The sequence below is a fragment of the Actinoallomurus soli genome (assembly GCF_024055715.1).
Taxonomy (GTDB): domain Bacteria; phylum Actinomycetota; class Actinomycetes; order Streptosporangiales; family Streptosporangiaceae; genus Actinoallomurus; species Actinoallomurus soli.
In genome coordinates this window covers 147,622-174,157 of the sequence record NZ_JAMXMV010000015.1, presented here as the reverse complement: position 1 = coordinate 174,157, position 26,536 = coordinate 147,622, and the positions used below count along the sequence as shown (strand labels likewise).

At 71.3% G+C, this 26,536-nt stretch carries 22 protein-coding genes and 1 riboswitch; of the genes, 9 read left to right on the top strand and 13 right to left on the bottom strand.

Annotated features, from left to right (window positions below; all coding sequences use genetic code 11):
• Positions 1-140 precede the first annotated feature (140 nt).
• Positions 141-2,873 carry an ATP-binding protein gene (locus tag NDW01_RS30785; RefSeq protein WP_252827849.1) on the top strand — a complete coding sequence of 911 codons (2,733 nt, stop codon included), beginning with the start codon at positions 141-143 and terminating at the stop codon, positions 2,871-2,873.
• 9 nt (positions 2,874-2,882) lie between these two features.
• On the opposite strand, the gene NDW01_RS30780 is transcribed toward NDW01_RS30785, so the two are convergent.
• From NDW01_RS30780 to NDW01_RS30770, 3 genes are all read right to left on the bottom strand, one after another.
• Complete coding sequence (locus tag NDW01_RS30780; protein WP_252827848.1) at positions 2,883-3,218, bottom strand: DUF3140 domain-containing protein; 336 nt, start codon at positions 3,216-3,218, stop codon at positions 2,883-2,885.
• Positions 3,219-3,222: 4 nt separating this feature from the next.
• On the bottom strand, positions 3,223-3,444 hold the full coding sequence (locus NDW01_RS30775) for a hypervirulence associated TUDOR domain-containing protein (RefSeq protein ID WP_252827847.1): 222 nt from the start codon (positions 3,442-3,444) through the stop codon (positions 3,223-3,225).
• Between the two features lie 133 nt (positions 3,445-3,577).
• Complete coding sequence (locus NDW01_RS30770; RefSeq protein WP_252827845.1) at positions 3,578-4,483, bottom strand: LysR family transcriptional regulator; 906 nt, start codon at positions 4,481-4,483, stop codon at positions 3,578-3,580.
• Positions 4,484-4,662: 179 nt separating this feature from the next.
• Here NDW01_RS30770 and NDW01_RS30765 point away from each other — a divergent pair, with 179 nt between their 5' ends.
• Together NDW01_RS30765 and NDW01_RS30760 are read left to right on the top strand one after the other, a co-directional pair.
• Complete coding sequence (locus NDW01_RS30765; RefSeq protein WP_252827844.1) at positions 4,663-5,406, top strand: SDR family oxidoreductase; 744 nt, start codon at positions 4,663-4,665, stop codon at positions 5,404-5,406.
• A gap of 171 nt (positions 5,407-5,577) precedes the next feature.
• Entirely contained in the window at positions 5,578-6,816 is a 1,239-nt protein-coding gene (locus NDW01_RS30760; RefSeq protein ID WP_252827839.1) for an amidohydrolase family protein, read from the top strand.
• Positions 6,817-6,840: 24 nt separating this feature from the next.
• On the opposite strand, the gene NDW01_RS30755 is transcribed toward NDW01_RS30760, so the two are convergent.
• The 3 genes from NDW01_RS30755 to NDW01_RS30745 form a co-directional block, all read right to left on the bottom strand.
• The gene (locus NDW01_RS30755; RefSeq protein WP_252827833.1) at positions 6,841-6,936 is read right to left on the bottom strand and encodes a DUF397 domain-containing protein; all 96 of its coding nucleotides are present in this window, start codon (positions 6,934-6,936) and stop codon (positions 6,841-6,843) included.
• Positions 6,927-7,706: a helix-turn-helix domain-containing protein gene (locus tag NDW01_RS30750; protein WP_252827831.1), complete on the bottom strand. Its 780-nt coding sequence runs from the start codon at positions 7,704-7,706 to the stop codon at positions 6,927-6,929. Before NDW01_RS30750 ends, NDW01_RS30755 begins: the two co-directional genes overlap by 10 nt.
• 224 nt (positions 7,707-7,930) lie before the next feature.
• Entirely contained in the window at positions 7,931-8,902 is a 972-nt protein-coding gene (locus NDW01_RS30745) for an N-acyl homoserine lactonase family protein (protein WP_252827829.1), read from the bottom strand.
• A 111-nt stretch (positions 8,903-9,013) separates the two neighbouring features.
• Here NDW01_RS30745 and NDW01_RS30740 point away from each other — a divergent pair, with 111 nt between their 5' ends.
• Positions 9,014-9,610 (top strand): TetR/AcrR family transcriptional regulator, encoded by a 597-nt coding sequence (locus tag NDW01_RS30740; protein ID WP_252827825.1) that lies wholly within the window; start codon positions 9,014-9,016, stop codon positions 9,608-9,610.
• Positions 9,611-9,629: 19 nt separating this feature from the next.
• Here NDW01_RS30740 and NDW01_RS30735 read toward each other — a convergent pair whose 3' ends face one another.
• The gene (locus tag NDW01_RS30735) at positions 9,630-10,340 is read right to left on the bottom strand and encodes a nucleoside/nucleotide kinase family protein (RefSeq protein ID WP_252827824.1); all 711 of its coding nucleotides are present in this window, start codon (positions 10,338-10,340) and stop codon (positions 9,630-9,632) included.
• Between the two features lie 223 nt (positions 10,341-10,563).
• Between NDW01_RS30735 and NDW01_RS30730 the strand changes: the two genes are divergently transcribed.
• Positions 10,564-12,102: a S53 family peptidase gene (locus NDW01_RS30730; RefSeq protein WP_252827823.1), complete on the top strand. Its 1,539-nt coding sequence runs from the start codon at positions 10,564-10,566 to the stop codon at positions 12,100-12,102.
• An 88-nt stretch (positions 12,103-12,190) separates the two neighbouring features.
• Here NDW01_RS30730 and NDW01_RS30725 read toward each other — a convergent pair whose 3' ends face one another.
• The 6 genes from NDW01_RS30725 to NDW01_RS30700 all read right to left on the bottom strand — a co-directional run bounded on the left by NDW01_RS30725 (position 12,191) and on the right by NDW01_RS30700 (position 17,907).
• Positions 12,191-13,057, bottom strand: coding sequence for a class I SAM-dependent methyltransferase (locus tag NDW01_RS30725; protein WP_252827822.1), 867 nt, complete (start codon positions 13,055-13,057; stop codon positions 12,191-12,193).
• Between the two features lie 69 nt (positions 13,058-13,126).
• Entirely contained in the window at positions 13,127-13,840 is a 714-nt protein-coding gene (locus tag NDW01_RS30720; protein ID WP_252827821.1) for an alpha/beta hydrolase, read from the bottom strand.
• A 123-nt stretch (positions 13,841-13,963) separates the two neighbouring features.
• Entirely contained in the window at positions 13,964-14,599 is a 636-nt protein-coding gene (locus NDW01_RS30715; protein WP_252827820.1) for a TetR/AcrR family transcriptional regulator, read from the bottom strand.
• Positions 14,600-14,666: 67 nt separating this feature from the next.
• A complete protein-coding gene (locus tag NDW01_RS30710) occupies positions 14,667-15,116 on the bottom strand; it encodes a PH domain-containing protein (RefSeq protein ID WP_252827819.1) in 450 nt (149 codons plus the stop codon).
• A 116-nt stretch (positions 15,117-15,232) separates the two neighbouring features.
• Positions 15,233-16,453, bottom strand: coding sequence for an NRAMP family divalent metal transporter (locus NDW01_RS30705; RefSeq protein ID WP_252827818.1), 1,221 nt, complete (start codon positions 16,451-16,453; stop codon positions 15,233-15,235).
• A gap of 104 nt (positions 16,454-16,557) precedes the next feature.
• Positions 16,558-17,907 carry a magnesium transporter MgtE N-terminal domain-containing protein gene (locus tag NDW01_RS30700; RefSeq protein WP_252827817.1) on the bottom strand — a complete coding sequence of 450 codons (1,350 nt, stop codon included), beginning with the start codon at positions 17,905-17,907 and terminating at the stop codon, positions 16,558-16,560.
• Positions 17,908-18,216: 309 nt separating this feature from the next.
• A riboswitch (M-box (ykoK) riboswitch) is annotated at positions 18,217-18,391 on the bottom strand.
• A 105-nt stretch (positions 18,392-18,496) separates the two neighbouring features.
• On the opposite strand from NDW01_RS30700, the gene NDW01_RS30695 reads away from it, so the two are divergent.
• From NDW01_RS30695 to NDW01_RS30680, 4 genes are all read left to right on the top strand, one after another.
• Positions 18,497-18,706, top strand: a complete 210-nt coding sequence (locus NDW01_RS30695) for a hypothetical protein (RefSeq protein WP_252827816.1) — start codon at positions 18,497-18,499, stop codon at positions 18,704-18,706.
• Positions 18,707-18,903: 197 nt separating this feature from the next.
• A complete protein-coding gene (locus tag NDW01_RS30690) occupies positions 18,904-19,482 on the top strand; it encodes a hypothetical protein (protein WP_252827815.1) in 579 nt (192 codons plus the stop codon).
• 24 nt (positions 19,483-19,506) lie between these two features.
• Positions 19,507-21,582 (top strand): flotillin family protein, encoded by a 2,076-nt coding sequence (locus tag NDW01_RS30685; protein ID WP_252827814.1) that lies wholly within the window; start codon positions 19,507-19,509, stop codon positions 21,580-21,582.
• Positions 21,583-21,589: 7 nt separating this feature from the next.
• Positions 21,590-26,536 (top strand): DNA repair ATPase, encoded by a 4,947-nt coding sequence (locus NDW01_RS30680; RefSeq protein WP_252827813.1) that lies wholly within the window; start codon positions 21,590-21,592, stop codon positions 26,534-26,536.

Here is a 26,536-nt window from a genome sequence, read left to right as displayed (position 1 = left end):
CGCCGACGCTACGGGCGGCGGGGGCCGGGAGGCATCGGTCATGTGACCATCGTGGCGCGGTCCGCCGACGGCTCCGGTCGGCATCGCGGCAGGTCAAGGCAGGGCGAGGCGGCCAAAGGCCGGTCGTTAGCCTGTGGGACGTGGGACTCATCGGACGGAGCGAGGAGATCAGCCGGCTGCACGGCCTGGTGAGCGCGGTACATCGGACCGGTGCGGCCCTGTTGCTCCGCGGTGAGCCCGGCATCGGGAAGTCGGCCCTGCTCCAGGAGGCCGCGGCGTTCGCGCACGCGTCCGGCCTGCGTGTCCTGGGCACGGCCGGTGTGGAGTCCGAGGCCCATCTGCCCTACGCCGGGCTGCACCAGCTCCTGTGGCCGGTACGGGACCGCATCGGGGTGCTGCCGCCCGGCCAGCGGGAGGCGCTGCGGGCGGCGCTGGGTATGACCGAGGCGGTCGTGCCCGAGGGCTATCTCGTCGCCCTCGCCGTGCTGAACCTGCTCGCCGAGATAGCCGAGGCCGGCCCGGTTCTGATCGTCGCGGAGGACGCGCACTGGCTCGACCCGTCCACCGCCGACGTGCTCGCGTTCCTCGGACGGCGGCTGGAGTCGGAACCGATCCTGCTGCTCGCCGCGACCCGCCCCGGGATGGCGACGCGGTTGGACGAGGCCGGGCTGCCGGACCTGCTCATCCCGCCGCTGTCCGCGAAGGACGCCGCCGCACTGCTCGACGTCGGTGCGGCGGACCTGCCCGCCGCGGCGCGCCGCCGGCTGCTCGCCGAGGCGGCGGGAAACCCTCTGGCGCTGATCGAGCTGCCCGCCGCGGTCGACGGCACCGACGGCGCCGCCATCCTCGCGAGCCCGTGGCTGCCGCTCACGGCCAGGCTGGAGAGCGCCTTCACGCGGCGGTTCGCCGCGCTGCCGGCGGCCACGAGGGCCGTACTGGAGGTCGCCGCGCTCAACGACAGCGCGGATCTGAACGAGACGCTGACGGCCGCCCGCGGGCTCACGGGCCGGTCCGTCACGGCCGCCGACCTCAGGCCGGCCGTCGAGGTCCGCCTCCTCACTCCGGACGAGAGCCGTGTGGCGTTCCATCATCCGCTCATCCGCTCGGCCGTCCACCAGGCGGCCGGTGCCGCCCGGCGCCGCGAGGTGCACCGGGCCCTGGCCGGAGCACTGGCCGATCAGCCCGACCGGAGAACATGGCACCTGGCGGCTGCGAGCGACCGGCCGGACGAGGACATCGCGGCCGCCCTCGAGGCGGTCGCGGTCCGGGCGCAGCGCCGTGGCAGCGGCGCCGCGGTCGTCGCCGCCCTCGAGCGGGCCGCGCGGCTGAGCCCGGATCCGGAGCGGCGGGCCGACCGGCTCCTGCGCGCCGCGGACGGTGCGGTCGAGCTCGGCCGCCCGGAGATCGTCGACCGGCTCCTCTCCGAGGCCGGAGAGATCGAGCCGTCGAGGCAGCGGCGTGCCCGCCTGGCCTGGATCAGGGCCGCATTCGACGACGGCCTCCGGGAGGGCGGCATGGACGCCTCGGCGCTCGCCGACCTGGCCGAGTCCGTCGCCGCCGACGGGGACGTCGATCTAGCGGTCCGGATCCTCTGGAGCGCCGCGCTGCGCTGCTTCTGGAGCGAGCCGGGCATGGCGGCCAGAGACCGGATCGTCGATGTGGCCGAACGACTGCCGCTCGACCCGCTGGACGCCCGGCTGCTCGCCATCCTCGGCTACGCGGCCCCCATCGCCCGGGGCGCGGTCGTCATCGAACGCTCGGAGCGGCTGCTCGCCCGATCCGGCCTCGACTCGCCGACCGTGCGGCTCGTGGGCAGCGTCGCGGTGCTCGTCGGCACCTTCGACGTGGCGATCACGCAGTCCGCCGCGTCGCTGGCCGGCCTGCGCGAGCAGGGCCGCCTGCAACTCCTGGCCCGCGCGCTCGCGGCGCAGGCGTGGGCGGCGGCGCAGCTCGCCGACCTCGCGGTGGCCCTGCCCGCCGCCGAAGAGGCGGGCAGGCTCGCCCGGGAGACCGGCCAGCCGTTCCTGCTCGGCCTCATCCTCGCCACGCAGGCGAAGATCGAGGCACTGCGCGGCCATTTCGACCGGGCCGAGGAGCTGGCGGCCGAGGCCGAGCGGCTCGGCACGCCGGTCGGCGCACGGAACGTCCTCGCCACCGCGCAGCACGCGCGCGCCCTCGCCGCACTGGGGGCGGGCGACTACCCGCAGGCGCTCACCCGGCTTCTGCGCATGCACGACATCACCGACTCATCGCACCAGCTCGCCCTGAGCTGCCACACGGTCGCCGACATCGCCGACGCGGCGCTCCGCAGTGAGCGTCCCGGCGACGTGGCCGGCGTGATCGCCCAGATGGAGGCGGCCGCGAAGAGCACGACCTCGCCGTCCCTGCACGACGGCCTGCGGTTGGCCCGGGCGGTGCTGGCGGGCCAGGACGAGGCCAAGGAGGAGGCCCAGGACCTCTTTCGGACGGCACTGGCCGCGGACCTGACCCGGCGGCCCTTCATGCGGGCGCGCACGGAGCTGGCGTACGGCGAATGGCTCCGCAGGCAACGGCGCGCCGTGGAGTCCAGACAGCACCTCCGCGCGGCCCGGGACACCTTCGACGCGCTCGGCACGTCGCCGTGGGGGGAGCGGGCCCGCCGTGAGCTCCGCGCCGCCGGTGAGCGGAGCAGCGAACGACAGGCCGCCACCAGCGACCTCCTCACCGCGCAGGAACTCCAGATCGCGCAGATGGCCGCCGAAGGCCTGACCAACAGGGAGATCGGCAAACGCCTCTACATCTCGCACCGTACGGTGGGCGCCCACCTGGCGCGGATCTACGCCAAATTGGGCGCGACCTCCCGCGTCCAGCTGCACAACGCCCTTGGCCGGTGACCGGGCTCCTCAGTCCTTGAGCGGGTCGTGGCCCCAGTTCATCAGGGAGTACCGCCAGCGGGTCTCGCGGATGTCGCCGTCGGGGCGCTGCGCCAGGTGGCGGCGGATGTAGCCGACGACCTTGCGCATGTGCGCGTAGTCGTCCTCGGACAGGTCGGCCTTCTTCGCGCGCAGCAGTGCGACGATCCGGCGGCCCGACTCGTGGCCGGTGGACTCGCCGCCGCCCGAGTGCTGCCCGGCCGCCTTCGACTCCTCACTGCCGAGCCAGCGTTCCAGCTCGGCGGGCTTGAGGTTGACCAGCTCGCCGAACAGCCTCCGGATCTCCTCGTCGTCCTCGCCCGCCACGGGTTCAGTCCTCCTTCTTCAGCGCGTCGGGCTTGTGCACCGCCCTGCCGCCGGACTTCTCGCTGCGGACCTGGTACTGCGGTTCGTCCGGCGACGCGGCGACCGTACGGCCGGCGGCCTCGGTCCGTTCGGTGATCTCCTCCTCGACCTCGCCGCGGGCCTCACCGCCGTGACTGCGCCAGGAGACGTGGTCGCCCTTGTGCAGCTTCTTCTTCTCTTTCGCCATGACGCTCTCCTGCTCCGCCCGCCCGCCTCCCCATACCCGCAGGTCAATGCGTATGCACCGGGCGAAGGGTAAGGATGGTCCGTCCCTCTGCGGCCACATGCGGCCGGCCCGGTCCCGTCCGCCACCTGACGGGTCACCGGCCGGTGCCGCTGCCGCTGAGGTGGGCTTCGGCGATCTTGCGGAACGCCGTCACGAGGCGGCCGCGGTCGTCGGCGCGGGTGGCCAGCACGACCTGGCTGGGCTCGACGCCCTCCAGGGGGATCGTGGTGAGGTCGGGCCGCAGCCGGCGGACGTGCTCTCCGTCCGGGATGATCGCGATGGCCTGCCCGGCGGCGACGAGTTCGGCCTTGTCCTCGACGGCCTCGATGAGGGGACCGTCGGGCGCCGGGGCTCCGCCGGGCCGGGGATCGATGCGCCAGAAGGCGTTCCAGTCCGGGTCGGACACCCGTGGCAGAGGTTCGTCGGCGATGTCGTCGATCGTCACGGACTCCTTGCCCGCCAGGCGGTGGTCGAGGGGCACGACGAGCACGCGGGGCTCGTCGTAGAGGACCGTGACGCGCAGCCGGTCGGTGGCGAACGGCAGCCGCGTCACGACCGCGTCCACGCGGTGATCGAGGAGCGCCTCGCGGGGTTCGTTCCAGTTCACGTACGTGGTCCGCACGTCGGCGTCCGGGTGCCGGTGGCGCAGTTCGCGTACGGCCGGAGTGACGATGAGGTTCGTCGTGTAGCCGATGGTGATCCGGTCCGGCCGGGCGGCGGCCCGGGTGCGCGCCACCACCTGGGCGGCGGAGCGCAGGAGCGTCTTCGCGAGCGGGAGGAAGGTCTCCCCGGCCTCGGTCAGTTCGCTGCCTCGCGGGGTGCGATCCAGCAGGCGGACGCCCAACTGCTGTTCGAGACGGCTGATCTGCCGGCTCAGCGACGGCTGGGTGGTGTGGAGGACGGCGGCGGCGCGACCGAAGTGCCGATGCTCGGCCAGAACCGTGAAGTACCGCACCAGCCGCAGGTCGAGATTCATCGGAGGCGGTGGCGACTCGGGCATACAGGGAGCTTAGGCCCGTATGCCATGACGTCGGGTGTTACGCGAAGCGTATTGCCGGATGCGGAACATTCATTGGACCTGGCGTGCTCCGTGGCGCGAAGGTGGAGTCCGCGGCCGCGCACCGGCACGGTGCCGCATCGGGCCGCTCCTCAGGCCCCTGTTCCGGAACGGAGTCCACCATGTCCGCACCTACAGCTCTGATCACCGGCGGAACCAGCGGAATCGGCAGGGCCACCGCCGAACTGCTGCATTCGCGCGGATATCAGGTGGTGGTCACCGGGCAGAACCCCGACACCATCGCCGCGGCCGAGAAGTCACTCCCCGAAGGGATCGTCGTGCTGCGCGCCGACGCCCGGTCCCTCGCCGACACCGACCACGTCGTGGAACAGGTCCGGGAGCGATTCGGCGCGCTCGACGTGCTGTTCCTCAACGCCGGGATCGTACGGGGCCTGCCGGTCGAGGCGTTCGACGAGGCCACGTTCGACGACATGGTCGACGTCAACTTCAAAGGCCAGTTCTTCACCCTGCAGAAGGCCCTCCCGCTGCTCAACGACGGGGGTTCCATCATCTTCACCGTCGGGATCGGCGTGACGCGGGGCATCGCCGGCGGGTCCGTCACCGCCGCCACCAGGGGAGCCCTTCTGGCCCTCGTCCCGTCCCTCGCCGTTGAGCTGGCACCCCGGCGGATCCGGGTCAACGCCGTCAGCCCCGGCCCGATCGAGACCCCGATCTGGGCCAAGCACGGACTCCCGACCGAAGCGCTGGAGGAGACCCTCAAGGCCACGGCCGCCCGGGTCCCCCTGGGCAGGCTCGGCACCGGCGAAGAGGTCGCCGAGGTCGTGGCCTTCCTCGCCTCCGACGCGGCCGGTTACGTGACCGGCGAGAACATCACCGTCGGCGGTGGAGCCGGCCTCCGGGCATAGCCGCGCACGCCCGGGCCACGGCTCAGCCGACCGCGGCGAGAAAGTCCGATACCCCCGAGGAGGCCGGTCACCTGGACCTCACCACCTGGCGGGAAAGTGCCTTCTTGGCGGCTCAATTGCGGTCACCTACGGTTCTGTGGTCACCATTGGTAACCACGAACCGGAGGCTTGATGCTGCGTACGACTGAGGCCAACGGCGCCATGAACCACTTCGTGATCACAGGCGCGCGGGTCTTCGATGGGGAGGACCTGCTCGGGGTCGTCGACGTCGAAGTCGCGGACGGCACGATCGTGAGCGTCGCGGGCAGGCGTCCCGAGGGGGTCGAACTCATCGATGGCACGGGTGCCACGTTGTTGCCCGGCTTGATCGACGCTCACACCCACACCGACGCGGAGTCGCTCCGCCAGTCCCTGACGTTCGGGATCACCACCGAGCTCGACATGCTCTCGATGCCGGAGCGAATGATCCCGCTGCGCCGCCAGGTCGCTGAGTCGAGTGACCTCGCCGACGTGCGCTCCCCTTCCGTCGGGCTCACTCCTGCGGATGGGCACCCGCATCAGCTCCGGCAAGGAGAAGGGGATCCACCGTGGCCGACCGCCACGCGCGTGGACGAGATCCCGGCATTCGTCGAGGGCAGGATCGCCGAGGGCGCCGACTACCTCAAGGTGCTGGTGGAGGACGGCCACCTGTTCGGCTCGTCCCTGCCCCGCCTCGCTCCCGAGTTGGTCGCGGCGACCGTTCGTGAGGGCCACGCCCGCAACACGATGGTCCTCGCGCACGCGATGACCATCGAGACGGCCGATCAGGTCGTCGACGCCGGCGTCGACGGACTCACTCACTCCTTCTTCGACCGGCCTCATACCGACGAGCTGATCGAGAAGATCGCCGCTGCCGGCATCTTCGTGATCCCCACGCTGACGGTGATCGCGTCGATCACCGGCGAGCCCGCCGGCGCCCAGCTCGCTCAGGACCCGCGGGTCAGCTCAAAGCTGACGCCGACATGGCTCGACAATCTGTCCGGCACGATGGCGATGAGTCCAGCCGAGAACTTCGGCTACGCGCTCGAGACGCTCGCCGCGCTGCACCGAGCCGGCGTCGACATCCTCGCGGGCACGGACGCCGCACATCTCGGCGCACCGGGTATGGCCCACGGCGCCAGCCTCCACGGCGAACTGCGGCTCCTGGTGATGGGAGGCTTCACGCCGATGGAGGCACTGCGGGCGGCGACCTCCGTCCCGGCGCGTCGGTTCGGCCTCGATGACCGTGGTCGAATCAAGCCCGGCCTCCGAGCCGACCTCACACTGGTCGCCGGTGACCCGACCACCACCATCGGCGACACCCTCTCCGTCCAGCGCGTGTGGCGCGGAGGGATACCGGGACCCCTGACGCCGACGCCCGCCGCGAGGTGAACTCGCGCCATTCGGCGTGGTCCGTTACCCCGCCTGCTCCGTGACGCAGACCTCGACGCAGTTCCCGCCGTTGGTGCTGCTGTGCCGTGACTTGCGCCAGTCGACGTTGTTCAGGTCCATCGTTCCTCCGCCACCTTCTTGATGAGCTCGATTGATTCGCGTTGGGACAGGGCGAATGTCCGGATCGACTCCCAGACATCGATCAGGCATGCGATGTCTTCTGGGTTGCTCGTGACCAGACCGCGAACGACGGTGTCGATGTAAGCAACGTCGCCGCCGTTGACGGTGGCGATCGTGAATGCGCCTGCCAGACCTTCGTAGCGGACGCCGGAGGGGACGATCTGGACCGCGAGCCGAGGGGACACGCAATTCACCAGGTGCTCTAGTTGATCACGCATCACCGCCGCATCGCCGAAGCCGCGAGTGAGGACCGTTTCGTCCAGTACACACCTGAGTGTAGGTGGGTTTTCGCTTTTGAGAATGGCCTGGCGGTCGAGTCGGGCGGTGACGGCGGCCTCGTCGCCGTCGAGGACCGTACGGGCGTAGTCGGGCGTTTGCAGCAGGCCGGGGACGACGGCCAGCTCGAACGCCCGGAGCGCCGACGAGCGGCGCTCTTCGGCGAGCCAGTCGCGCATCCAGCCCGGCAGGCTCTCTCCCTCCAGCATGTTGAAGACCTCCAGGAGCACGCCGGGCGGAACCTCCAGTGCCTGCTCGATGGCGGCGACCTGTTCGCGCCGAGGACGTAGCTGTCCGGTTTCGACGTTGCTCAGCCATCCATCCGAATAACCGAGCCTTTTGGCGAGATCGGCCTGGAGGATGCTTCCCGCGTCTCGATAACGCCGCACCAGACGGCCGAGGGTGATGAGCGTGGGGCTGGGGGATGTGCGCATTCTTCCGCCCTTCTGGGATGTCCTGGGTGCTGTTGACCTGACGTTCTCGCTGGTCAGTGCAGGCAGGATAAGCAGAATGAAGCGCTGTTCCGGGGGGTCATCAACGACAACCCGCGCGCCGCGAAGGATCGTTACTCGTGGTATTTCGTATGCCCCCCTATTAACCCGTCATCCGGGTTAAGGATCATCTCCGATCCGGCGTCGGCGCCCCTGAACGGCGTCGATCACTCAGCGCGGCCGACCGGGCCGCCGTCCGCCGCGGGCACGAAGCGGGGCAACCGGGCGGGGTTGATGTTGGCGAGTTCGTCGAAGGTGGCCCGTTCGTAGGACTTGGCCCAGGCGAGGTCCGCATCGGACAGGTGGCCGGTGGCAAGTCCGGCGATCAACCGCTCGCCGTAGTCGGTGTGGTCGTGCGAGGTCAGGATGAGCAGGTCCGGGAGCTCCCGGCGCAGCCACTGGATGCGGCGGATCGAGTCGACATAGCGGGTCTCGCCACCGAGCTGGATGGCGCGCACCTGGTCGACCGCGAGATGCCGGATGGTGTACATCGCGTCGCCGGTCAGGAGGAACCGGTGGTCGACCAGCAGGCTGGTGCTGCCGGGGCTGTGCCCCGGGGTGGGCAGCGCGATGACACTGCCGTCGCCGAACACGTCCGCCGAACCGGTGAAGCCGCCGATGGCCGGGCCGGTGAACTCGAGCGGGCGCCAGTCGGTGATCGGCGCGATCGACGGCGGGTAGGCCAGCGGCACGAGGCCGAGCACCTTGTCGTCGCGCGCCGCGTACTCGGCCGCGCCCAGGTACACCGGAGCGTGCGCGAACAGGTTGAGCGCGCCGACGTGGTCCTCGTGGAAATGCGTGATGAACACGGCGCGGATGTCCTCCGGGCGGTAGCCGAGCCGCGCGAGTCGGGCCGGCATGGTCTCCTCGTCCGGCAGGTCGTACTCGTCCGCGTCCATCACGTGCTCCATGATCGAACCGCGGTAGTAGTCGGCGTGCGCGGCCTGTGCCGGGCTGATCCCGGTGTCCACCAGAACCGGGCCGACGGTCGGGTGCTCAAGCAGGTAGGCGTGGATCGGCACCCAGATGAAGTGATCCTTGTCGGCGGCGAACTCGCCGAGGGAGAACCCCTCCAGGCCACCGTAGAACTGGCCGAACGGGACCTTGGTGCGGCCGATGCGCAGCGGGTGAATGTTCATGACGGGCTCCTTCGCCTACGTCGGAACGGGACCGTTCCGACGTTCAATGACGAAGAGTAGGCACGGCGATCGATGGAACGCAACCGTTCCGTCCCGTCTATACTGTGCGGCATGCCACGCAAGCGCGAGCCGGCCGGCGCCGCCGTCCTCCAGGAGTCCGTCACCAGCGCGATCACCACCGCCCTGTTCGACGAGCTGGCGGAGACCGGATACGCGCGCACGTCCGTCGACGCGGTGGCCCGGCGTGCCGGTGTCGGCAAGGCCGCCGTGTACCGCCGCTGGCCGTCCAAGCAGGCCATGTTGCTCGACCTGCTCGAGACGGCGGTGCGCCGGAACGTACCGGAGGTGCCGGATTCCGGGTCTTTGGCCGGCGATGTGCGCGGCTTCCTCGATGTGATCGTCGCGCAGGTCGCTGATCCGCGGATCAAGCGGATCGCGCTGGACATGGCGGCCGAGACCACGCGCAGTCCCGACCTCGGCGCCGCGCTCCGCGAGACGGTGGCCGGACCACGCCGCGCCGCTGCCGCCACCGTGCTGAGCCGGGGGGTCGAACGCGGCGAACTGCCCGCCGACATCGACCGCGAACTCGGCCTCGACCTGCTGATCTCGCCGCTGCTGGGGCGCCTGCTGCTGATCGGGGGACCGGTCGACGACGCCTATCTGACCCGGCTGACCACGGTCATCGTCGCCGGCCTCACCTCAGCGTGACGGCCGCCGGTCTTCGGGGTCAGGGCTGTTCCATGAGGGCCGGGTGTCTCGGGTCGTCGACGCGGACGACGACGTCGGCGGTCAGCGCCGGCCGGGTCTCGTCCTCGTACCGCTCGTACGCGGGCAGCGTCCATTCCTCGTCCGGTCCGGTGCGGCGGGCCAGTGCCGCTCGGGACATCGACAGGTGGACCGTGTGGTCCAGCGGCAGGCCCCGGCCGAGGAGGAGCGCGCCGTCGAGCAGGAGCACGCCGCCCGGCGCCAGCGTCACGTACGAGGCGCGGGTGGCCCGGTCGACGGTGCTGTCCCAGAGGGTGGGCAGCACCCGGCCGGAGCCGCCGGGGTCGAGCGGGCCGAGCACCTCGCGGACCAGGCCGCCCTCGTCGAGCCAGTCCGTGTAGAAGGCGTCCGGGTCCTCCCGGCCGTACTCGAAGCGGAGCGAGGCCGGTCGGAGGAAGTCGCCGGCCGAGACGCGCAGGACGTCGCGGCCGCGCAGCCGGAGGGGGTCCACCAGCGCGTCCGCGAGGTCTCCCGGCCGGGCGGGTGGGGCGCCGTCGATCGCGACCCGCGCCCACGACGCTTCGGGGAGGGCCGCGATCCGGTCGGCGAGTTCCTCGACCAGGAGGGACGGTGAGATGGGCCGTACGCGCACCTGACCATCCTCCCAGGGATGGTCGAACGCCTGCTCGGCGGACGCCGTGCCGCGTTTCGCCCGGGAGAACGCCCAGTTCAACGCTGTTAAGTGACGTACTGTGACCTATTCACCACGGAAAACGTTACCAAATCGGAATTTCATTAGCACTCGTAACTTCTGGCGTATTAGGGCGAATACCAGCACAATTACCGCTGCTTGCCGCAGCGGTGAGGTTCCGGCGACCCACCGGCAAGCGAGATTGATGAGGTGAATTGTGCGCATACGTTCCGTAGCCGCGGCGGTTGCCGGTGCGGGGGCGCTGGTGGCGTCCGCATTCGCGCCGACGGTCGGCGTCGCGGCTCAGGCCGGCGGCGGCATGGTGCCGCAGGCGGTGCACGTGCCCATGACTCCTGACCTGGTCAGCGCGACCAAGCAGGCCTCCACGGCGTGCACGCTGCCCGACGGCGGCAACGTCTCGTACTACCACTGCTACACCCCCCAGCAGATCCGCTCGGCGTACGGCGTCAGCGGTGTCCCGTCGATCTCCGTCGGCGGAAAGACGGTGCCCAACCGTGGGCAGGGTCAGACGATCGTCCTCGTCGACGCGTACGGCAGCCCGACCGCAGCGGCCGACCTGCAGCGCTTCCACGACGCGTTCTTCCCCGACCTGCCGAACCCGGACTTCACCCAGAAGTTCCCCCAGGGCGACCCGCAGTACAACAACGCGAACGGGCAGGGTCTGTCCGGCAACTCCGGCGCGGCCGGCTGGTCCGGCGAGGCGACGCTCGACATCGAGTGGGCGTACGCGGTGGCTCCCGAGGCGCACATCGTCCTGGTGGCGGTTCCGCCGGCGGAGACGTTGGGCGTGCAGGGCTTCCCGAACCTGTTCAAGGCGATCTCCGACGAGGTCGACGCGGAACCGGCCGGCACGGTGTTCTCCATGTCGTTCGGGGTCACCGAGGAGACCTTCGGGGGCGCGGCGGCCACGCAGACCGCCAAGTTCGACGAGGTCTTCAAGAAGGGCCTGGCCAAGCACGACAACTTCTTCGCGTCCTCCGGTGACGACGGCACCTCGGGCGCGGCGAAGCAGCAGCACGAGGGCGCGACCTACCCGCAGCCGACCGTCGGCTGGCCGGCCAGTTCCCCGTACGTCGTGTCGGTCGGCGGCACCCAGTTGCAGTACGGCTGGACCTGGGACCCGTCCGACAACGCGCCGCGTACCTCGACCGGGGCCCGCAACCCGGACTACTGGAAGTGGACCGACGGCGGGAATTCCGAAGCGGCGTGGAACGAGTCGTTCGGGCCGATCGGCACCGGCGGCGGCGCCAGCAGCGTCTACGCGCGACCGGACTGGCAGAAGAACGTCGCCACCGGCTACGGCGACCACCGGCTCGTCCCCGACACCTCGTGGAACGCCGCGGTCAACGGCGGCGTGGAGGTGTACATCTCCGCGTACCCGGACTACAACTGCGGTAACTCCACCGGCTGCTGGACCATCTACGGCGGCACCTCCGCGGCGAGCCCGCAGACCGCCGCCCTGGTGGCACTGGTGAACGCCGCTCGCGGGTCGGCGGGCAAGCAGCCGATCGGGTTCCTCGACCCGATCCTCTACTCGGGGCTCGGCTCGACCGCCTACACCGACATCGTCCCCCAGCACTACGGCGACGCTCCCAAGGGCTTCGACGGCAGTGACGTCGGGGTCGACGGCACGGTGTCCAAGTCGGCGGGCGACATCGTGGACAACCAGATGTGGGGTGTCCCGACCGCCGGTTACCCGACGACGACCGGCTATGACCTGACGACCGGATGGGGCGTCCCGAAGGGAACCGCGCTCGTGTCCGCCCTGACGGCCATGCCGTAGTCGCGGGATCGACCCATCGCCCGGCGAGTCCGGGCGACCGAGCCCCCGTCGGCGGTCCGCCGCCGACGGGGGCTCATTTCATGGAAGATCAGCGCGCCCGTACGAGGACGGTCGCGTGGGTTAGGAGGCTCAGGCCCGAAGGGCGGATGGCGTCGGTCCGCTTCCACAGCCCGGCGTCGATCGCGTCGGACGGGCGCACGTGCCCGACGAGGCCGAAGCCGTGCTCTTCCAGCAGCGTGGACAGGTCCTCGGGGGCGAAGAAGCTCAGCCACGGCTCCCCGCGCTCGGCGGCCACCGAGGAGACCGCCTCGGCGTACGCCTGGCCCTCGGCGTCCCGCAGTCCGGCGGGGAGCATGGAGTCGGTCACGATCTCCGTACCCGGGGCGAAGCGGCCGATCTCGGCCAGGGTGCCGGCGACGGCCTCCCTGGTCAGGTACATCGTCACACCGAGCCAGCTGACGAAGGCGGGCCGGGACGGGTCGAATCCCGCCTCGGCGAGCGCCTCGGGCAGGACCGCGGTCTCGAAGTCGACGGGGACGAACGTCACCGTGCCGGGAAGGGCGAGGTCCGCCTCCTTCAGCCGCTCGCGCTTCCACTCCTGGGTGCCGGGGTGGTCGACCTCGAAGACGCGAAGGCCGCCCGCGCCGCAGCGGTACGCGAACGAGTCGAGGCCGGCGCCCAGGATGACGTACTGCGTGACGCCGCGGGCCCCGGCCTCGGCGAGACGGTCCTCGGTGTACCGGCTCCGTACCGTCGCCATCGATCTCGCCTCGGCGAGGATGGGGTGGTCGCCGTGGAGACGGTGGTAGCGGACGAGGTTCTCGGCCTCGTCTCCGAGAAGTGTGTACGCGAGGGTGTCGGCAAAGATCCGCGGCTCGTCGTCGACGATGAGGTGGGCCGCGCGCGCCGCCGCGGCCGTGAGTGCGGTCTGGCTGGGCTTTCCGTCATTATCCACGAGACGGAACCATATATGCGCTTTTCTCTAGCATACCACAAAATGGCAATTAATGAAAGGCTTCTGGAATTACATCTCCCTACCATTTCCGGTCGCCGGCCGGTCGGGTCGCAGGTAGGAGACCAGGCGGTCCGCCAGCTCGCCGGGGCGGCTGAGCATGACCATGTGGCCGCCGTCGATCTCGTCGGGGACGATGCCGAGGCGCTCTTTCACGACCCGGCGCATGAATGCGGCGGGGAACAGACGGTCGCCCCGGCAGAGCAGGAATTCCGCCGGTACGCGCGGCCACGCGGGCAGCGGCCATGGCTCTTTCCCCGGGGTCTCCGACTGGCCGCGCGGGTGCTCGCGCATCTCGGCGACCAGGTGCGCCGGAACGTCGTGGTAGTAGACCGGGTCGAAGTCGTGGTCCTCCTCCGGGGGCCCGTGGTGCCCGGCCGCCTCGCGCATCGCCTGGGCGTGCCCGGTGGCGGTCCACCACTCGCCGGGGGCCTCGCCGGGGGAGGGGACCATCGCCGTGAGCATCACCAGGAGATCGACCCGCACGCGCTCGCAGACGAGCGGCGCGGTGAAGCCGCCGAACGAGTGCGCCACCACGATCAGGCCGGTGCGGTCGCCGATCTGCTCGACCACGGCGTCGGCGTAGTCGGCGAGCCCGGCCGCGTCGTCCTCGGCGGGCAGGTCGACGTTCACGGCGTCGTGGCCGCGCCCGCGCAACTCGGCCATGAGCGGCTGCCAGTACCACGAGTCGCACCCCGCGCCGGGGATCAGGACGAAGGTCGCCATGTCGGGGAGTCCTCTCGCTGGGACGGATGGGGCACCCTGTGCCGACCGCCCGGCCGCGCGGAACTCATCGGGATCGCGCGGCGCGCACCGGACCGACCTCGCGATCGGCCCGATGTCCGGGGGTCAGTGCGCGCGAAGGCGTCCGACCGGCTCGGTCGGCGGGTCACCGGCCGGCAGCCCGTACATCGTGAAGAGCCGGTGGCGGACCGCCGCCAGCGGGTAGGCCCCCGGATAGACCGCCATCTTGAAGATGACGCCCTCCAGGACGCTGCGGAACATCACCTCTTCGAGGGCCGGGTCCTCGGCGCCGCGGTCGGCGAAGATCTGCCGGAGGCGGTCCTCGAACCGCTCGATGACGTCCGCCTTCGCCGACTCCACCTTGATGAAGATCTCGCGGCTCGCGGGCTGGAGCATCAGGCAGAGCACGAGCCGCTGGACGCCGAGCGTCTCCCGCGCCATCGTCAGGGTGCGGTCGATCACGCCGGCGAGCCGCTGGTCCGCGGTGACCTCCCCGTCGGCCGGGTCGGTGCCCGCGAGGAGCCCGTCGAGGGCCTGGCCGAGCAGCTCGTGGAGCAGCTCCTCCTTCGCCGGGAAGTAGTACGACACGAGGCCCCGGGCGACGCCCGCGCGCTCGGCGATCTGGGAGATGGTGGCGCCTTCGAACCCGCGTTCGGCGAACAGCGTCAGGGCCGCCTCCAGGATCCGGCGGCGGGACTGCTCGCGCAGCTCCTGGTTGGCACGGGCCGAACGTGGCGACAAGCGGACCCCCGGGCATCGATGACGGACACACCATTGTCCCGCCGCCTGCCGCCCCCCGGTGCGCCGGTCAGTGCCGTACCCGTCCGTTGATCGCGCCGACCAGGTTCGTGACGCCGCCCTTGTCGGCCGACTCGAGCGCGAGGTCCGTGCCGCCGGCGAAGGTGATCACGAAGTTGTGGACCTTGACCGAGATCTGCGCGCGGCCCGACTCGGTGACCCGGGCGCCGGCGATCTGCTGCAGGGGAACCTCGGCGACCAGCTCCTTCGCCCGGCCGAGCATCGACTGCTCGAACAGCAGGAGTCTCCGGTCGGTCACCGCGATGTTCATCTTCGGGGGCAGCCCGCCGTCGGCGGCGACGTCGACGAAGCGGATGCCGACGACGTTCTGCAGCGCGGCGTAGTAGCCCTCCCGTTTCAGGGTGCCCGGCAGGTTCGCCATGCAGCTGGCGGCGAGCCTCTCGTCGGGGCCAAGGATCTTCGACGCGGCCTTCTTGACGGCCCAGTCACGCGCGGCCATGCGCGGCTCCTCTCGTGGGAAGGATGTTGACTGTACAGCCAGCCAGTAATCGCGGCCGACGGAGAAGACCCGGTGTGTCCCATGTCACGCGCCTTCAGGCCGAGGCGCTTCCCGGGTCATGCGATGCCGAACCAGCCGAGCACGGTGATGATCAGCGCGGTCGCCGCCATGATCGCCACGACGGCGACGCAGATCGTGGCGATGAGGTGGTGGACGGGCCCGTTGGCGGCGTCTCCGAGCAGCCGCTTGCGGCCTGCGAGGACCAGGACGTAGGTGAGCAGGATCGGGGTGATGATGCCGTTCAGGAGCTGGGCGTTGATCAGCAGGTGGATGAGGTTGCCGGGGATGAGGGCGATGGCGGCGCCGATGAAGATCTGGGCGGTGAACAGGCCGAGGAACAGGGGCGCTTCGCGGAATCGGCGGCCGACGCTGCGTTCGACCCCGGCGGCCTCGCTGATGGCGTAGGCGGTCGACAGCGGGACGACGGCGGCGGCCAGGGCGGAGGCACCGAGCAGGCCGAGGGCGAACAGCTGCTCCGCGAAGCGGCCGGCGACCGGCGCCAGCGCGTGTGCGGCCTGGGCGGCGGTGTCCAGTGGGGCGCGGGTGCGGATGGCGGCGGCGGTCGCGATGATGATGAACATGCTGATCAGGTCGGCGAAGATCGCGCCGCCGACGGTGTCGATGCGTTCGGCCCGGTAGTCGGCGGGGCCGATCCCTTTGTCGGCGACGGCTCCGGCGACATAGAACTGCATGTACGGGGTGATGGTGGTGCCGATCAGGGCGACCGTCAGCAGCAGGAAGGCCTTGGAACCGAGCAGGTGCGGCCAGATCGTCTGGCTCGCGGCCTTCCCGAGCTGGGGATGGGCCAGGGCGGCGGCGATCGGGTAGGACAGGAACGCCAGCGACAGGATCAGGAACAGTCGTTCGGCGTAGCGGTAGGAGCCGAAGACCACCAGGGCCCAGATCACCACGGCGGCGATCGGGACCGAGACGTACCGGCCGACGCCGACCAGGTCCAAGGCGGCGGCGATGCCGGCGAACTCGGAGACGACCAGGCCGACGTTGGCGGCCAGGAACGCCACGAGCGCGAACGCGGTGACCCGGATGGAGAACTGCTCGCGGATCAGCGAGCCCAGTCCTTCGCCGGTGTAGGCGCCGAGCCGGGCGCACATCTCCTGGACGACCACGAGTCCGACCGTGACCAGCAGCATGACGAACAGGGTGCGGTAGCCGAACTGCGCGCCGGCCGAGGCGTAGGTGGCGATCCCGCCGGCGTCGTTGCCGGCGTTCGCGGCGATCAGCCCGGGCCCGGCGAACGCGAGCGCCGTGATCAGCATCCGCCGAGGGCTCCTGCGGGGCCGGTTCCCGCCGGTCGGGGCGGCCCGGCCGGCGGGCGCCCGGAGGCCGGGGCCGGTCGTGGAGGGTGCGGTGTGCCGGGCGGTCATGACAGCACCCGGGGGAAGTGGAGGCGGCCCCGTTCGGGCAGCAGCATGTCGACCACGTCATCGGCCAGGATCCGCCCGAGGGGGCGTTCCTCTTCATCGACGACCAGCACCGACAGGCGGCGTGACTCGGCGAGCCGGGTCGCGACCTCGGCCGGGCCCGCCTCGGGCCGGAGGGTGATCGGCCAGGGCGGGCCGACCAGCTCTCCCAGCGTGGTGCCCGGATCGGCGAGCAGCAGCTCGCCGAGGATGACGTCGTCCAGCAGGCGGTCGTTCTCGTCGACCACCGCGACGGCGTCGATGTCGGCGATGTGCACGCCTTCGGCCGTCAGCAGGTCCCGGACCTGTGCGACGGTCTGCTCGGGCCGCACCCGGATGATCGTCGTGGTCATCAACCCGCCCGCGCAGTCCTCCTGCCGGGCGAGCAGGTCGCACACCGTCGACCTGGTCTGCTCGGGGAGCCGGGCGAGCAGGAGCGCGCGCCGCTCGGCGTCCAGGTCGCGGAGGGCGTCCGCGGCCTCGTCGGGCTCCATCCGGGCCACCAACCCGGCGGCCTGGCCGGGATCGGCCTCGGTCAGCAGTTCTTCCAGCTGGTCGGGGCGCATCTCTTCCAGGGCGTCGGCGGCGTGGTCCGGGCCGACCAGATCGAGCAGTTCACGGCGCTCGGGGCGGCCCAGGTCCTCCAGGAGATCGGCCAGCTCGGCGGGGTGCAGGCGGCGAAGTTCCGCGCGGGGCGCCGCCAGCCGGGCTCCGCCCCGGCCCGCCGGACCGCCGAACGCCTGCACGTCCGACCAGTCGATCACCTGCTCCGGGACGGCACGCCTGCGCCAGCGGGCGGGCCCCAGGCGGCGTGCCAGAGCGCCGAGCCCGGTGTCCATGCCCACCAGCCGCAACCGGCCCTCGACCGGTGTCAGGTACAGGTCGGACGGGCGCACCACCCGCACGCCCTCGATGTCGACGAGCTGGTGGTCCAGTACGTGCGTCGCCAGGGCGACCTCGCCGGGGCGTTCCTCGAACTCCCGCAGGTCGAGACGTGCGCTGCGCAACGTGACGGCCTGCGGCTCCACTTGATTCACGACCTCGTACGGCACCCACGACCGGCGTCGGCCGACCTGGACGACCAGGCCCGTCACCGCGGGATACGTCTCGCGGCCGTTCCAGCGGGCGACCAGATCGACCAGCCGGCCGATCTGCTGGCCGGCCTGGTTGACCACCGGCCGGCCCACCAGCCCGGCCAGCGGGATCAGCGCCTGGCGCACCGAATGCCTCCGGGTCAGGCGGCCGTTGCGCTGCCCGTAGCGCTGCCGTACCGCCCGTGGCACCGCCGCGAGAAGACCCTGGCGCCCCATCACCGGCCTCCGGACCCGACGGGCCGGCGACCGGCGAGGGCCGGTTCCTGTTCGACCATGACGAACGACTCCCTCCATGGTCCCGTTCCGGGACCATCAAGGGCACACGTCAGCCGCTTCCCGCCCGGCGGCCATGCCCGATCGGGAAGCGCTACCGCGCACCGGAACGAATGCGGGACACGCCGTGAGGGGGCTGATCTCGCCCCGGACTACTGCCGGACATGTCCTCACCTCCGCCCGGTCCAGGCGGCGTGCGTCCACACGCCGCCGCATCCATGACAGGGTGCCGCCCGTCGGGCCACGCTCCGCACCCCTCCGCGTCTCGTAAGAGCTTTGGCACTGCCCGGCGTATCCCTCCCATCGAGGGAAGCCACTTGGCCTGTCCCCTTAAGCCGGGGAGAGGTGTCCTGACCCTGGGCGTCTCTCGACGTCGTGGGGTCAGCGGCCTGTATCCGGACAGACGCCTCACCTAACGAGGTGCCTGCTTGCCCAAAGCGTAAGTCGCCGCCCGCAAGTGCGACAACCTGCCCCATACATCGTTAGCCCAGCGATAACCCTGCCTATACGGAGGCGGCGTGACGATGAGGTCATGGCCCTCCCGACGGCGGGGATCGCGGCGGCGGCCGTCCAGATCCGGCTCGCCGCTCCGGCCGTCACCGCGCGTTCCATCGCCCGGACCGTGGTCGCCCGCTTCCCGCACTACAGTCACCAGGCCGCCACCATCGGCCTCAGCATCCTGGCCATCATGATCATCGCGGCCGTCATCGCGGCCGTCCGCACCAACCGGCGACGCCGCTGACAGCGGTTTCGCCCGGTGCCCTTACGTGGCCGGCCAGGGCTTGTGTGTCCTATGTCACGCATCACCCTGGATCGGATGCGGTACGGTGCTTTTCGCGGCGAACGTATTTCGCCGCATAAGCGGTATTCGACCGCTTATGGTGCGCCGGGAAGCCTGGTCGGCAACGTCGATAGGGCCATGCCCGCGGGGAGGCGCCGGTGACCGAATTCACCCGTGCGGCGCTCGCCTTTCCGGCCGTCGTTCTCGGCGCCCTCCTGGCCGTCGTCCTCGTCTATTGGCTGCTGGTCGTCATCGGGCTGCTGGACGCGGCCGCGACCATCGTCACGGCGGTGGCGCTGTCGCTGTTCGCGGTGCTCGCGTGGTTCGCCGGCGTGGCCGGAACCGTGCTGCTGCGCCGCGACGACCACACCGGGACCGGACCGGCGATCGGCGTGCTGGCCGCCGCGCTCCTGGCGTCCTTCCTGGTCACCAGGCTGCTGATGCGGCCGCTGCGGTACATGCTCCCCGAAGAGGTGCTGCCCTCGCGGCGCGACTTCGTGGGCCGGATGTGCGTCATCCGCACCAGCCGGGTCGACCTGACGTTCGGCCAGGCGGAGGTGCGCGCCGCCGATGGCTCGGCCGCCGTGATCCAGGTTCGCCAGCACGGGAACCAGCCGGGCGAAGAGATCCTCAAAGCAGGCAGTACCGCATTGATCTTCGACTACGACGCCGACGGCGAGTTCTTCTGGGTGATGCCGTATGACGCCGAGCTCGATCCGCACCGTCGAATCAACTGAATTCCCCCGCGAGAAGGACCACTGATGGACTCCATCGGCATCGCGATCGCCGTGCTCGTCGCCGCGATTCTGATCGTCGCTCTGGGCACCTGGTACCTGTTCAGCCGGCTGTTCCGCAAGGTCGAGCAGGGCCGCGTCCTCATCATCTCCAAGATCAAGAAGGTGGACGTCACGTTCACCGGGGCGATCGTGCTGCCCGTGCTGCACAAGGCCGAGGTGATGGACATCTCGGTGAAGACCATCGAGATCGAGCGCAGCGGCCGGGACGGCCTGATCTGCCGTGACAACATCCGCGCCGACATCAAGATCACTTTCTTCGTCCGGGTCAACAAGACCGTCGAGGACGTCATCCAGGTCGCGCAGGCGATCGGCACCCAGCGGGCCAGCCACGAGGAGACGCTGCAGACGCTCTTCAACGCGAAGTTCTCCGAGGCGCTGAAGACGGTCGGCAAGCAGCTCGACTTCGTGGACCTGTACACGCACCGGCACGAGTTCCGCGACCAGATCGTGGCGCTCATCGGCACCGACCTGAACGGCTACCACCTCGAGGACGCGGCCATCGACCACCTCGAGCAGACGCCGCTGGAGAGCCTCAGCCCCACGAACATCCTCGACGCCCAGGGCATCCGGAAGATCACCGAGCTGACCGCCATCGAGCACGTGCGCACCAACGAGTACCAGCGCAACGAGGAGAAGGAGATCACCCGCCAGAACGTCGACGCGCGGGAGGCCATCCTCGAGCTCGAACGCCGCCAGGCCGAGGCGGAGGTCAAGAAGAAGCGGGAGATCGAGACCGTACGGGCCCGCGAGGAGGCCGAGATCGCCAAGGTCCAGGCCGAGGAGCGGCTGACCTCGCACATGGCACGCCTGCGCACCGACGAGCAGCTCGGCGTCCAGGAGGAGAACCGCAACCGTGAGATCGCCGTCGCGGAGAAGAACAGGGAACGCGTCATCGCCGTCGAGAACGAGCGGATCGAGAAGGACCGCATGCTCGAGGTGATCGCCCGCGAACGGGAGACCGAGCTGTCCCGCATCGCCAAGGACAAGGAGGTCGAGGCGGAGAAGCGGGAGATCGCCGAGGTCGTCCGCGAGCGGATCGCGGTCGAGAAGACCGTCGCCGAGCAGGAAGAGGGCATCAAGAGGCTCCGGGTCGTCGAGGAGGCCGAGCGCACCCGCCAGGCCGTGATCATCCAGGCCGAGGCCGAGGCGCAGGAGAACCTGGTCAAGGGCATCAAGGCCGCCGAGGCCGCCGAGGAGGCCGCCAAGTTCAAGGCCCGCGAGGAACTGCTGCTGGCCGAGGCCCGGCAGAAGACCTCCGAGCTCGACGCGCAGGCCAAGATTCGGCTCGCCGAGGGCATCCAGGCGGAGGCCGCCGCGGAGGGCCTGGCCGAGGTCCAGGTCCGCGAGCGCGATGCGGAGGCGATCGAGAAGGTCGGCCGCGCCGAGGCCGCCGTCAACCGGGAGAAGGCCCTGGCCGAGGCCGAGGCGATCGAGAAGGCCGGCCGCGCGGCGGCCGTCGCCAACCGCGAGCAGGCCCTCGCCGACGCGGACGGGATCCGCGAGAAGCTCAAGGCCGAGGCCGAGGGCCTCACCGACAAGGCCGCCGGGATGGCCGCGATGGACGACGCCACCCGCGGGCACGAGGAGTACCGCCTGCGGCTGCAGGCCGAGAAGGAGATCCGGCTCGCCGGTCTCGACGTGCAGCGCGAGGTCGCCGAGGCCCAGGCGACGGTCCTCGCGGCCGGCCTGGAGAAGGCCGACATCGACATCGTCGGCGGAGACGGCGCCTTCTTCGACAAGATCGTCGGCGCGATCACCGTCGGCAAGAGCGTCGACGGGTTCGTCGAGCACTCCGAGGTGGCCCAGGGGCTCGCCGGTCCGTGGCTCAACGGCTCGCGCAGCCTGCCCGACGACCTCGCCCGGCTCGTCGGCTCGATCAAGACCGACGACATCAAGAACCTCACCCTGTCCGCGCTGCTCATGCAGCGGATCAAGGCCGGCGGCGCCGAGGGCGACAAGGCCCGCGAGCTGCTCGACCACGCCGAGCGCCTCGGCGTCGCGGACGCCGCGATCTCCAACATGGCCGTGATCGAGCAATAGGAACCACGTGACCGAGGGCGGGGAGACGCCTGCCGGGCCGGGCCTGGACGCGGGCACCTACGAGGTGCTCCGCGCCCGGCTCGGCGAGCAGGCCAAGGAGCTGGTCCGGCGGGCCGAGGCGCTGAACGCCCGGCGGCTGGAGGTGTTCGGCGGCACGGAACTGCGGCTGGTCGGCACCGAGCGGATCCGTACGGAGCACAACTGCGTGCCGCGCGACATCGTCGCGGTCGGCGGGCTGATGCTGTTCGGCTTCAACGTGTTCATCGGGCTGCGGCCGGAGACGGCCGTCGGCGACGTGTTCGCCCTGTACCGGTTCGTCCGGGACGGCGACGCGTTCCGGTTCGAGGCCACCGAGGGGCCGGAGGGGCTGCTGCGCGAGCCGCGCTTCGAGCGCGACTTCGGCGAGCTGTACCGCTACTACCGCGACACCCGGCTGCTGCAGCTGCGGCGCGTCGACGCGAAGCTGCTGGCGGTCTTCCAGACCGGCCTGGCCGCCGAGCACGACAACCGGGTGCTGCGCTGGACGGTCGGCGCCGACGGCACCGCCGCGTACGAGGACAACCTGGGGGAGCAGGACCACGTCTTCCCGCCGCCGTACGACTTCACGTGGGTGGAGACCACCCGGGACGACCACGTCCTCGGCCGTCACCCGCACATCTCGATCGAGGACGAGGTCTTCGTCGAGACGGTCGGCGGCGACCTCACCGTCAAGATCGAGAACAACACCGAGACCGGCGAGGGCATCTACCGCGAGCCGGTCGACGAGCCGCTGCAGAGCCTGGCCGACGCCGAGGTCCAGTACGCCCGCGTCGGCGCGCTCATCCTCCTGCGGATCCGCCCGTACAAGGAGGAGGCCCGGCGCCACCTCGTCTTCAACACCCGTACGAAGACGGTCGTGCGCCTCGACGGCATCGGGCAGGCCTGCCGGCGGCTGCCGGAGGACCACGGCGTCATCTTCCCCGGCGGCTACTACCTGGTGACCGGCGCGGCCAAGACGTTCGACACGGACGTCGACGGGCTGGAGTACGAGCGGATGATCCGCTCCACCAACGGCGAGGACGTCCTGTACGTCTTCCACGCCCGCGAGGCCGGCCGGTACCTCCTGCTGCCGTACAACGTGATCCGCAAGGAGGTCGCCACCCCGATCTCCTGCCACGGCTACTCGCTGTTCGACGACGGCACGCTCGTCGTCTTCCGCGCCGACTCCGGCGAGCCGACGCGCGTGCACGCGATGCAGGTGTGGCAGACGCCGTACCTGTCGGACGTGTACGCGGCGGCGCAGCCCGCCGGGACCGGGCCGCTGGAGCGGGTCGGCAACGCCGACCTGGTCCGGGGCATCTCCGACTGCCTGTCGGTGGCCCGCATGGTCGAGGAGACGACCCCGTCGGCCGGGGTGTTCGAGGCGCTGATCGCCGGGTGTGAGCGCGCCTTCGACACGTACCACTGGCTCGGCGACCCCGAGCTGGGCGACCTGAGCGTCCCGCTCGCCGGCGTACGGGCGACGGCCGGGCAGGTCCTGGAGGAGTTCGAGACCGTCCAGCGGCTCACCGCCCAGGCCGCCGCCGCGCTCGCCGAGACCGACGAGAAGATCACCACGCTCATCCGGCTCACCCGCGGCGACTCACCCGACAGCGCCGACGGCTGGGTGACCCGGCTGACCGGGCTGCGCCGCGCGCAGGGCCGCCTCGTCACGCTCCGTGACATGCGGTACGCCGACCTGGCGAAGATCGACGAGCTGGCCGAGCGGCTGAGCGGGGAACTCGCGTCGACCGGGCGGCGCGCCGTCGAGTTCCTGCGCGAGTCCGAGGCGTTCACCGCCTACCACGAGGAGATCGACCGGCTGCTCGCCGCGATCGAGGAGATCACCACCACGGCCGAGGCCGCCCCGATCCGCGAGCGGCTCGCCGGGCAGTACGAGGGCCTGGAGGTCGTGACCGACGTCGTCGGCACCCTCGACATCGGCGACGCGACCGTGCGCACCTCGATCCTGGAACGGGTCGGGGAGGTGCTGGCCGGGATCAACCGGGCGCAGGCGACCCTCGACGCCCGCCGCCGGGAGCTCCTGGACGCCGAGGGCCGCGCGGCGTACGCGGCCGAGTTCGCGCTGCTCGGGCAGGCCGTCACCGGCGCGCTCGCGATGGCCGACACGCCCGACGCCTGCGACGACCAGCTCGGCCGCGTCATGCTCCAGCTGGAGACCCTTGAGTCGCGGTTCGCCGAGTTCGACGACTTCGTGGCCGAGCTGACCGCCAAGCGCGAGGAGGTCTACGAGGCGTTCTCCGCGCGCAAGCAGACGCTCCTCGACGAGCGCGCCCGCCGCGCCGACCGGCTCGCCGAGTCCGCGACCCGCATCCTGACCGGCGTACGCCGCCGGGCCGCCGCGCTCGGCTCGCTCGACGAGATCAACGCCTACTTCGCCGCCGACCCCATGGTGGACAAGGTCCGCTCCGTCGTCGGGCGGCTGCGCGCCGCCGGGGACGCCGTACGCGCCGAGGAGCTCGACGGCCTGCTCAAGACCGCCCGCCAGGAGGCGGGCCGGGCGCTGCGCGACCGCGAGGACCTGTACGAGGACGGCGGCGAGAGCATCCGGCTCGGCGCGCACCGGTTCGCGGTCAACACCCAGCCGATCGACCTGACCCTCGTCCCGCACGAGGGCGGCATGGCCTACGCCGTCACCGGGACGGACTACCGGTCGCCGGTCCGCGACCCGGCGTTCGCCGCGACCCGGCCGTACTGGGAGCAGACGCTCGTCTCCGAGACGCCCGAGGTCTACCGCGCCGAGTACCTCGCGGCGGAGATCATCGCCGGGACGCCCGCCGACGTGCTGCGCCGCGCGGCCGAGGACGGCGGACTGCCGGCCCTCGTCCGTACCGCCGCCGAGGCCCGCTACGACGAGGGGTACGAGCGCGGCGTGCACGACCACGACGCCGCGCTGATCCTGGAGGCGCTGCTGCGGCTGCGCGCCGAGGCCGGCCTGCTGCGCTACCCGCCGGCCGCCCGCGCCGCCGCCCAGCTGTTCTGGGCGCACGGTACGGACGAGGGGTCCCGCCGGTCCTGGACGACCCGTGCCGCCTCGCTGGCCCGCGCCCGCGCGGCGTTCGGCGAGTCCCCGGCGGCGGGGGCGCTGCGCGCCGAGCTGACCGCCGCCGCGCTCGCCTTCCTCACCCGCAACGGCCTGCACGGGCCCGGCGCGGCCACCCGGATCCTGCCGCCCGAGGACACGGGAGAGCTGATCGGGGAGTACCTGTTCGAGGAGCTCGCCGCCGATCCCGCGGGCTTCGTCACCGGGGCCGGGGCACGCTCGCTGCTCGACGGCTTCCGCACCGCGCTCGGCGGCTCACCGGGGTACCGCGACGACCTGGCGGCCCTGGCGGAGGACGATCTGGCCGCCCGGCACCAGCTCATCGAGGCGTGGCTCGGCTCGTACCTCGCGACCACCGGCGGCCCGGCCGACGACCTCGCCGAGGCGGTCGCGATCGAGCTGTGCGGCCGGCTCGGCCGCCACGACTCCTCCGCCCCGCTGACCGCGACCGTCGAGGGGCTGCTCGGGGCGCACCCCCGGATCACCGGCCGCCGCCTGGAGCTGCGGCTGGACGAGAGCGTCGCCCGGACCCGGCGGTTCCGCGCCGAACGCGTGCCCGCCTACCGCGCGTACCAGCGCCTGCGCGGCGAGCTGGTCGCGGCCGAACGCGAGCGGCTGCGGCTGGAGGAGTACCGGCCGCGCGTGCTCAGCTCCTTCGTCCGCAACCGGCTGCTGGACGAGGTGTACCTGCCGCTCATCGGCGACGACCTCGCCAAGCAGCTCGGCGCGGCCGGCGACGCCAAGCGCACCGACCAGATGGGCCTGCTGCTGCTCATCTCCCCGCCGGGCTACGGCAAGACGACGCTGATGGAGTACGTCGCCGGCCGGCTCGGCCTGATGTTCGTCAAGGTCAACGGCCCGGCGCTCGGCCCGTCGGTCACCTCCCTCGACCCCGCGGACGCGCCCGACGCGACCGCACGCCAGGAGGTCGAGAAGATCAACTTCGCCCTGGAGATGGGCAACAACGTGCTGCTGTACCTCGACGACATCCAGCACACCTCGCCGGAGCTGCTGGGCAAGTTCATCTCGCTGTGCGACGCACAGCGCCGCATCGAGGGCGTCTGGGACGGCCGGACCCGCACGTACGACCTGCGCGGCAAGCGGTTCGCGGTCTGCATGGCCGGCAACCCGTACACCGAGTCCGGGCAGCGCTTCCGCATCCCCGACATGCTGGCCAACCGCGCCGACGTCTGGAACCTCGGCGACGTGCTGTCCGGCCGGGAGGACCTGTTCGCGCTCAGCTACCTGGAGAACGCCCTCACCTCCAACCCCGTGCTCGCGCCGCTGTCCACCCGCGACCGGGCCGACGTCGAGCTGTTCGTACGCCTCGCGCAGGGCGACACGACCGTGTCCCCGGACCGGCTCGCGCACCCGTACTCCGGCCCGGAGGTCGAGCAGATCACCGCGGTGCTGCGCCGGCTGCTGCGGGTGCGGGAGGTCGTGCTGGCCGCCAACCGCGCCTACATCGCCTCGGCCGCCCAGGCGGACGCCTCCCGCACGGAGCCGCCGTTCCGGCTCCAGGGCTCGTACCGGAACATGAACAGGCTCGCCGAGCGGATCGTGCCCGTGATGAACGAGGCCGAGCTGGAGGCCGTCATCGACGACCACTACCTCGGCGAGGCCCAGACCCTGGCCTCCGGCGCCGAGGAGAACCTGCTCAAGCTGGCCGAGCTGCGCGGCACGCTCACCGCCGAGCGGGCCGAGCGCTGGGCGGCGGTCAAGGCCGCCTACCGGCGCGCGCAGGCCCTCGGCGGCGCCGAGGACGACCCGATGACCCGGGCCGTGGGCGCGCTGGGTCTCCTCGCCGACCGCGTCGCCGCCGTGGAGTCCGCCATCACCCGAGCGATTGACGGACCGGCTGAACGATCATGA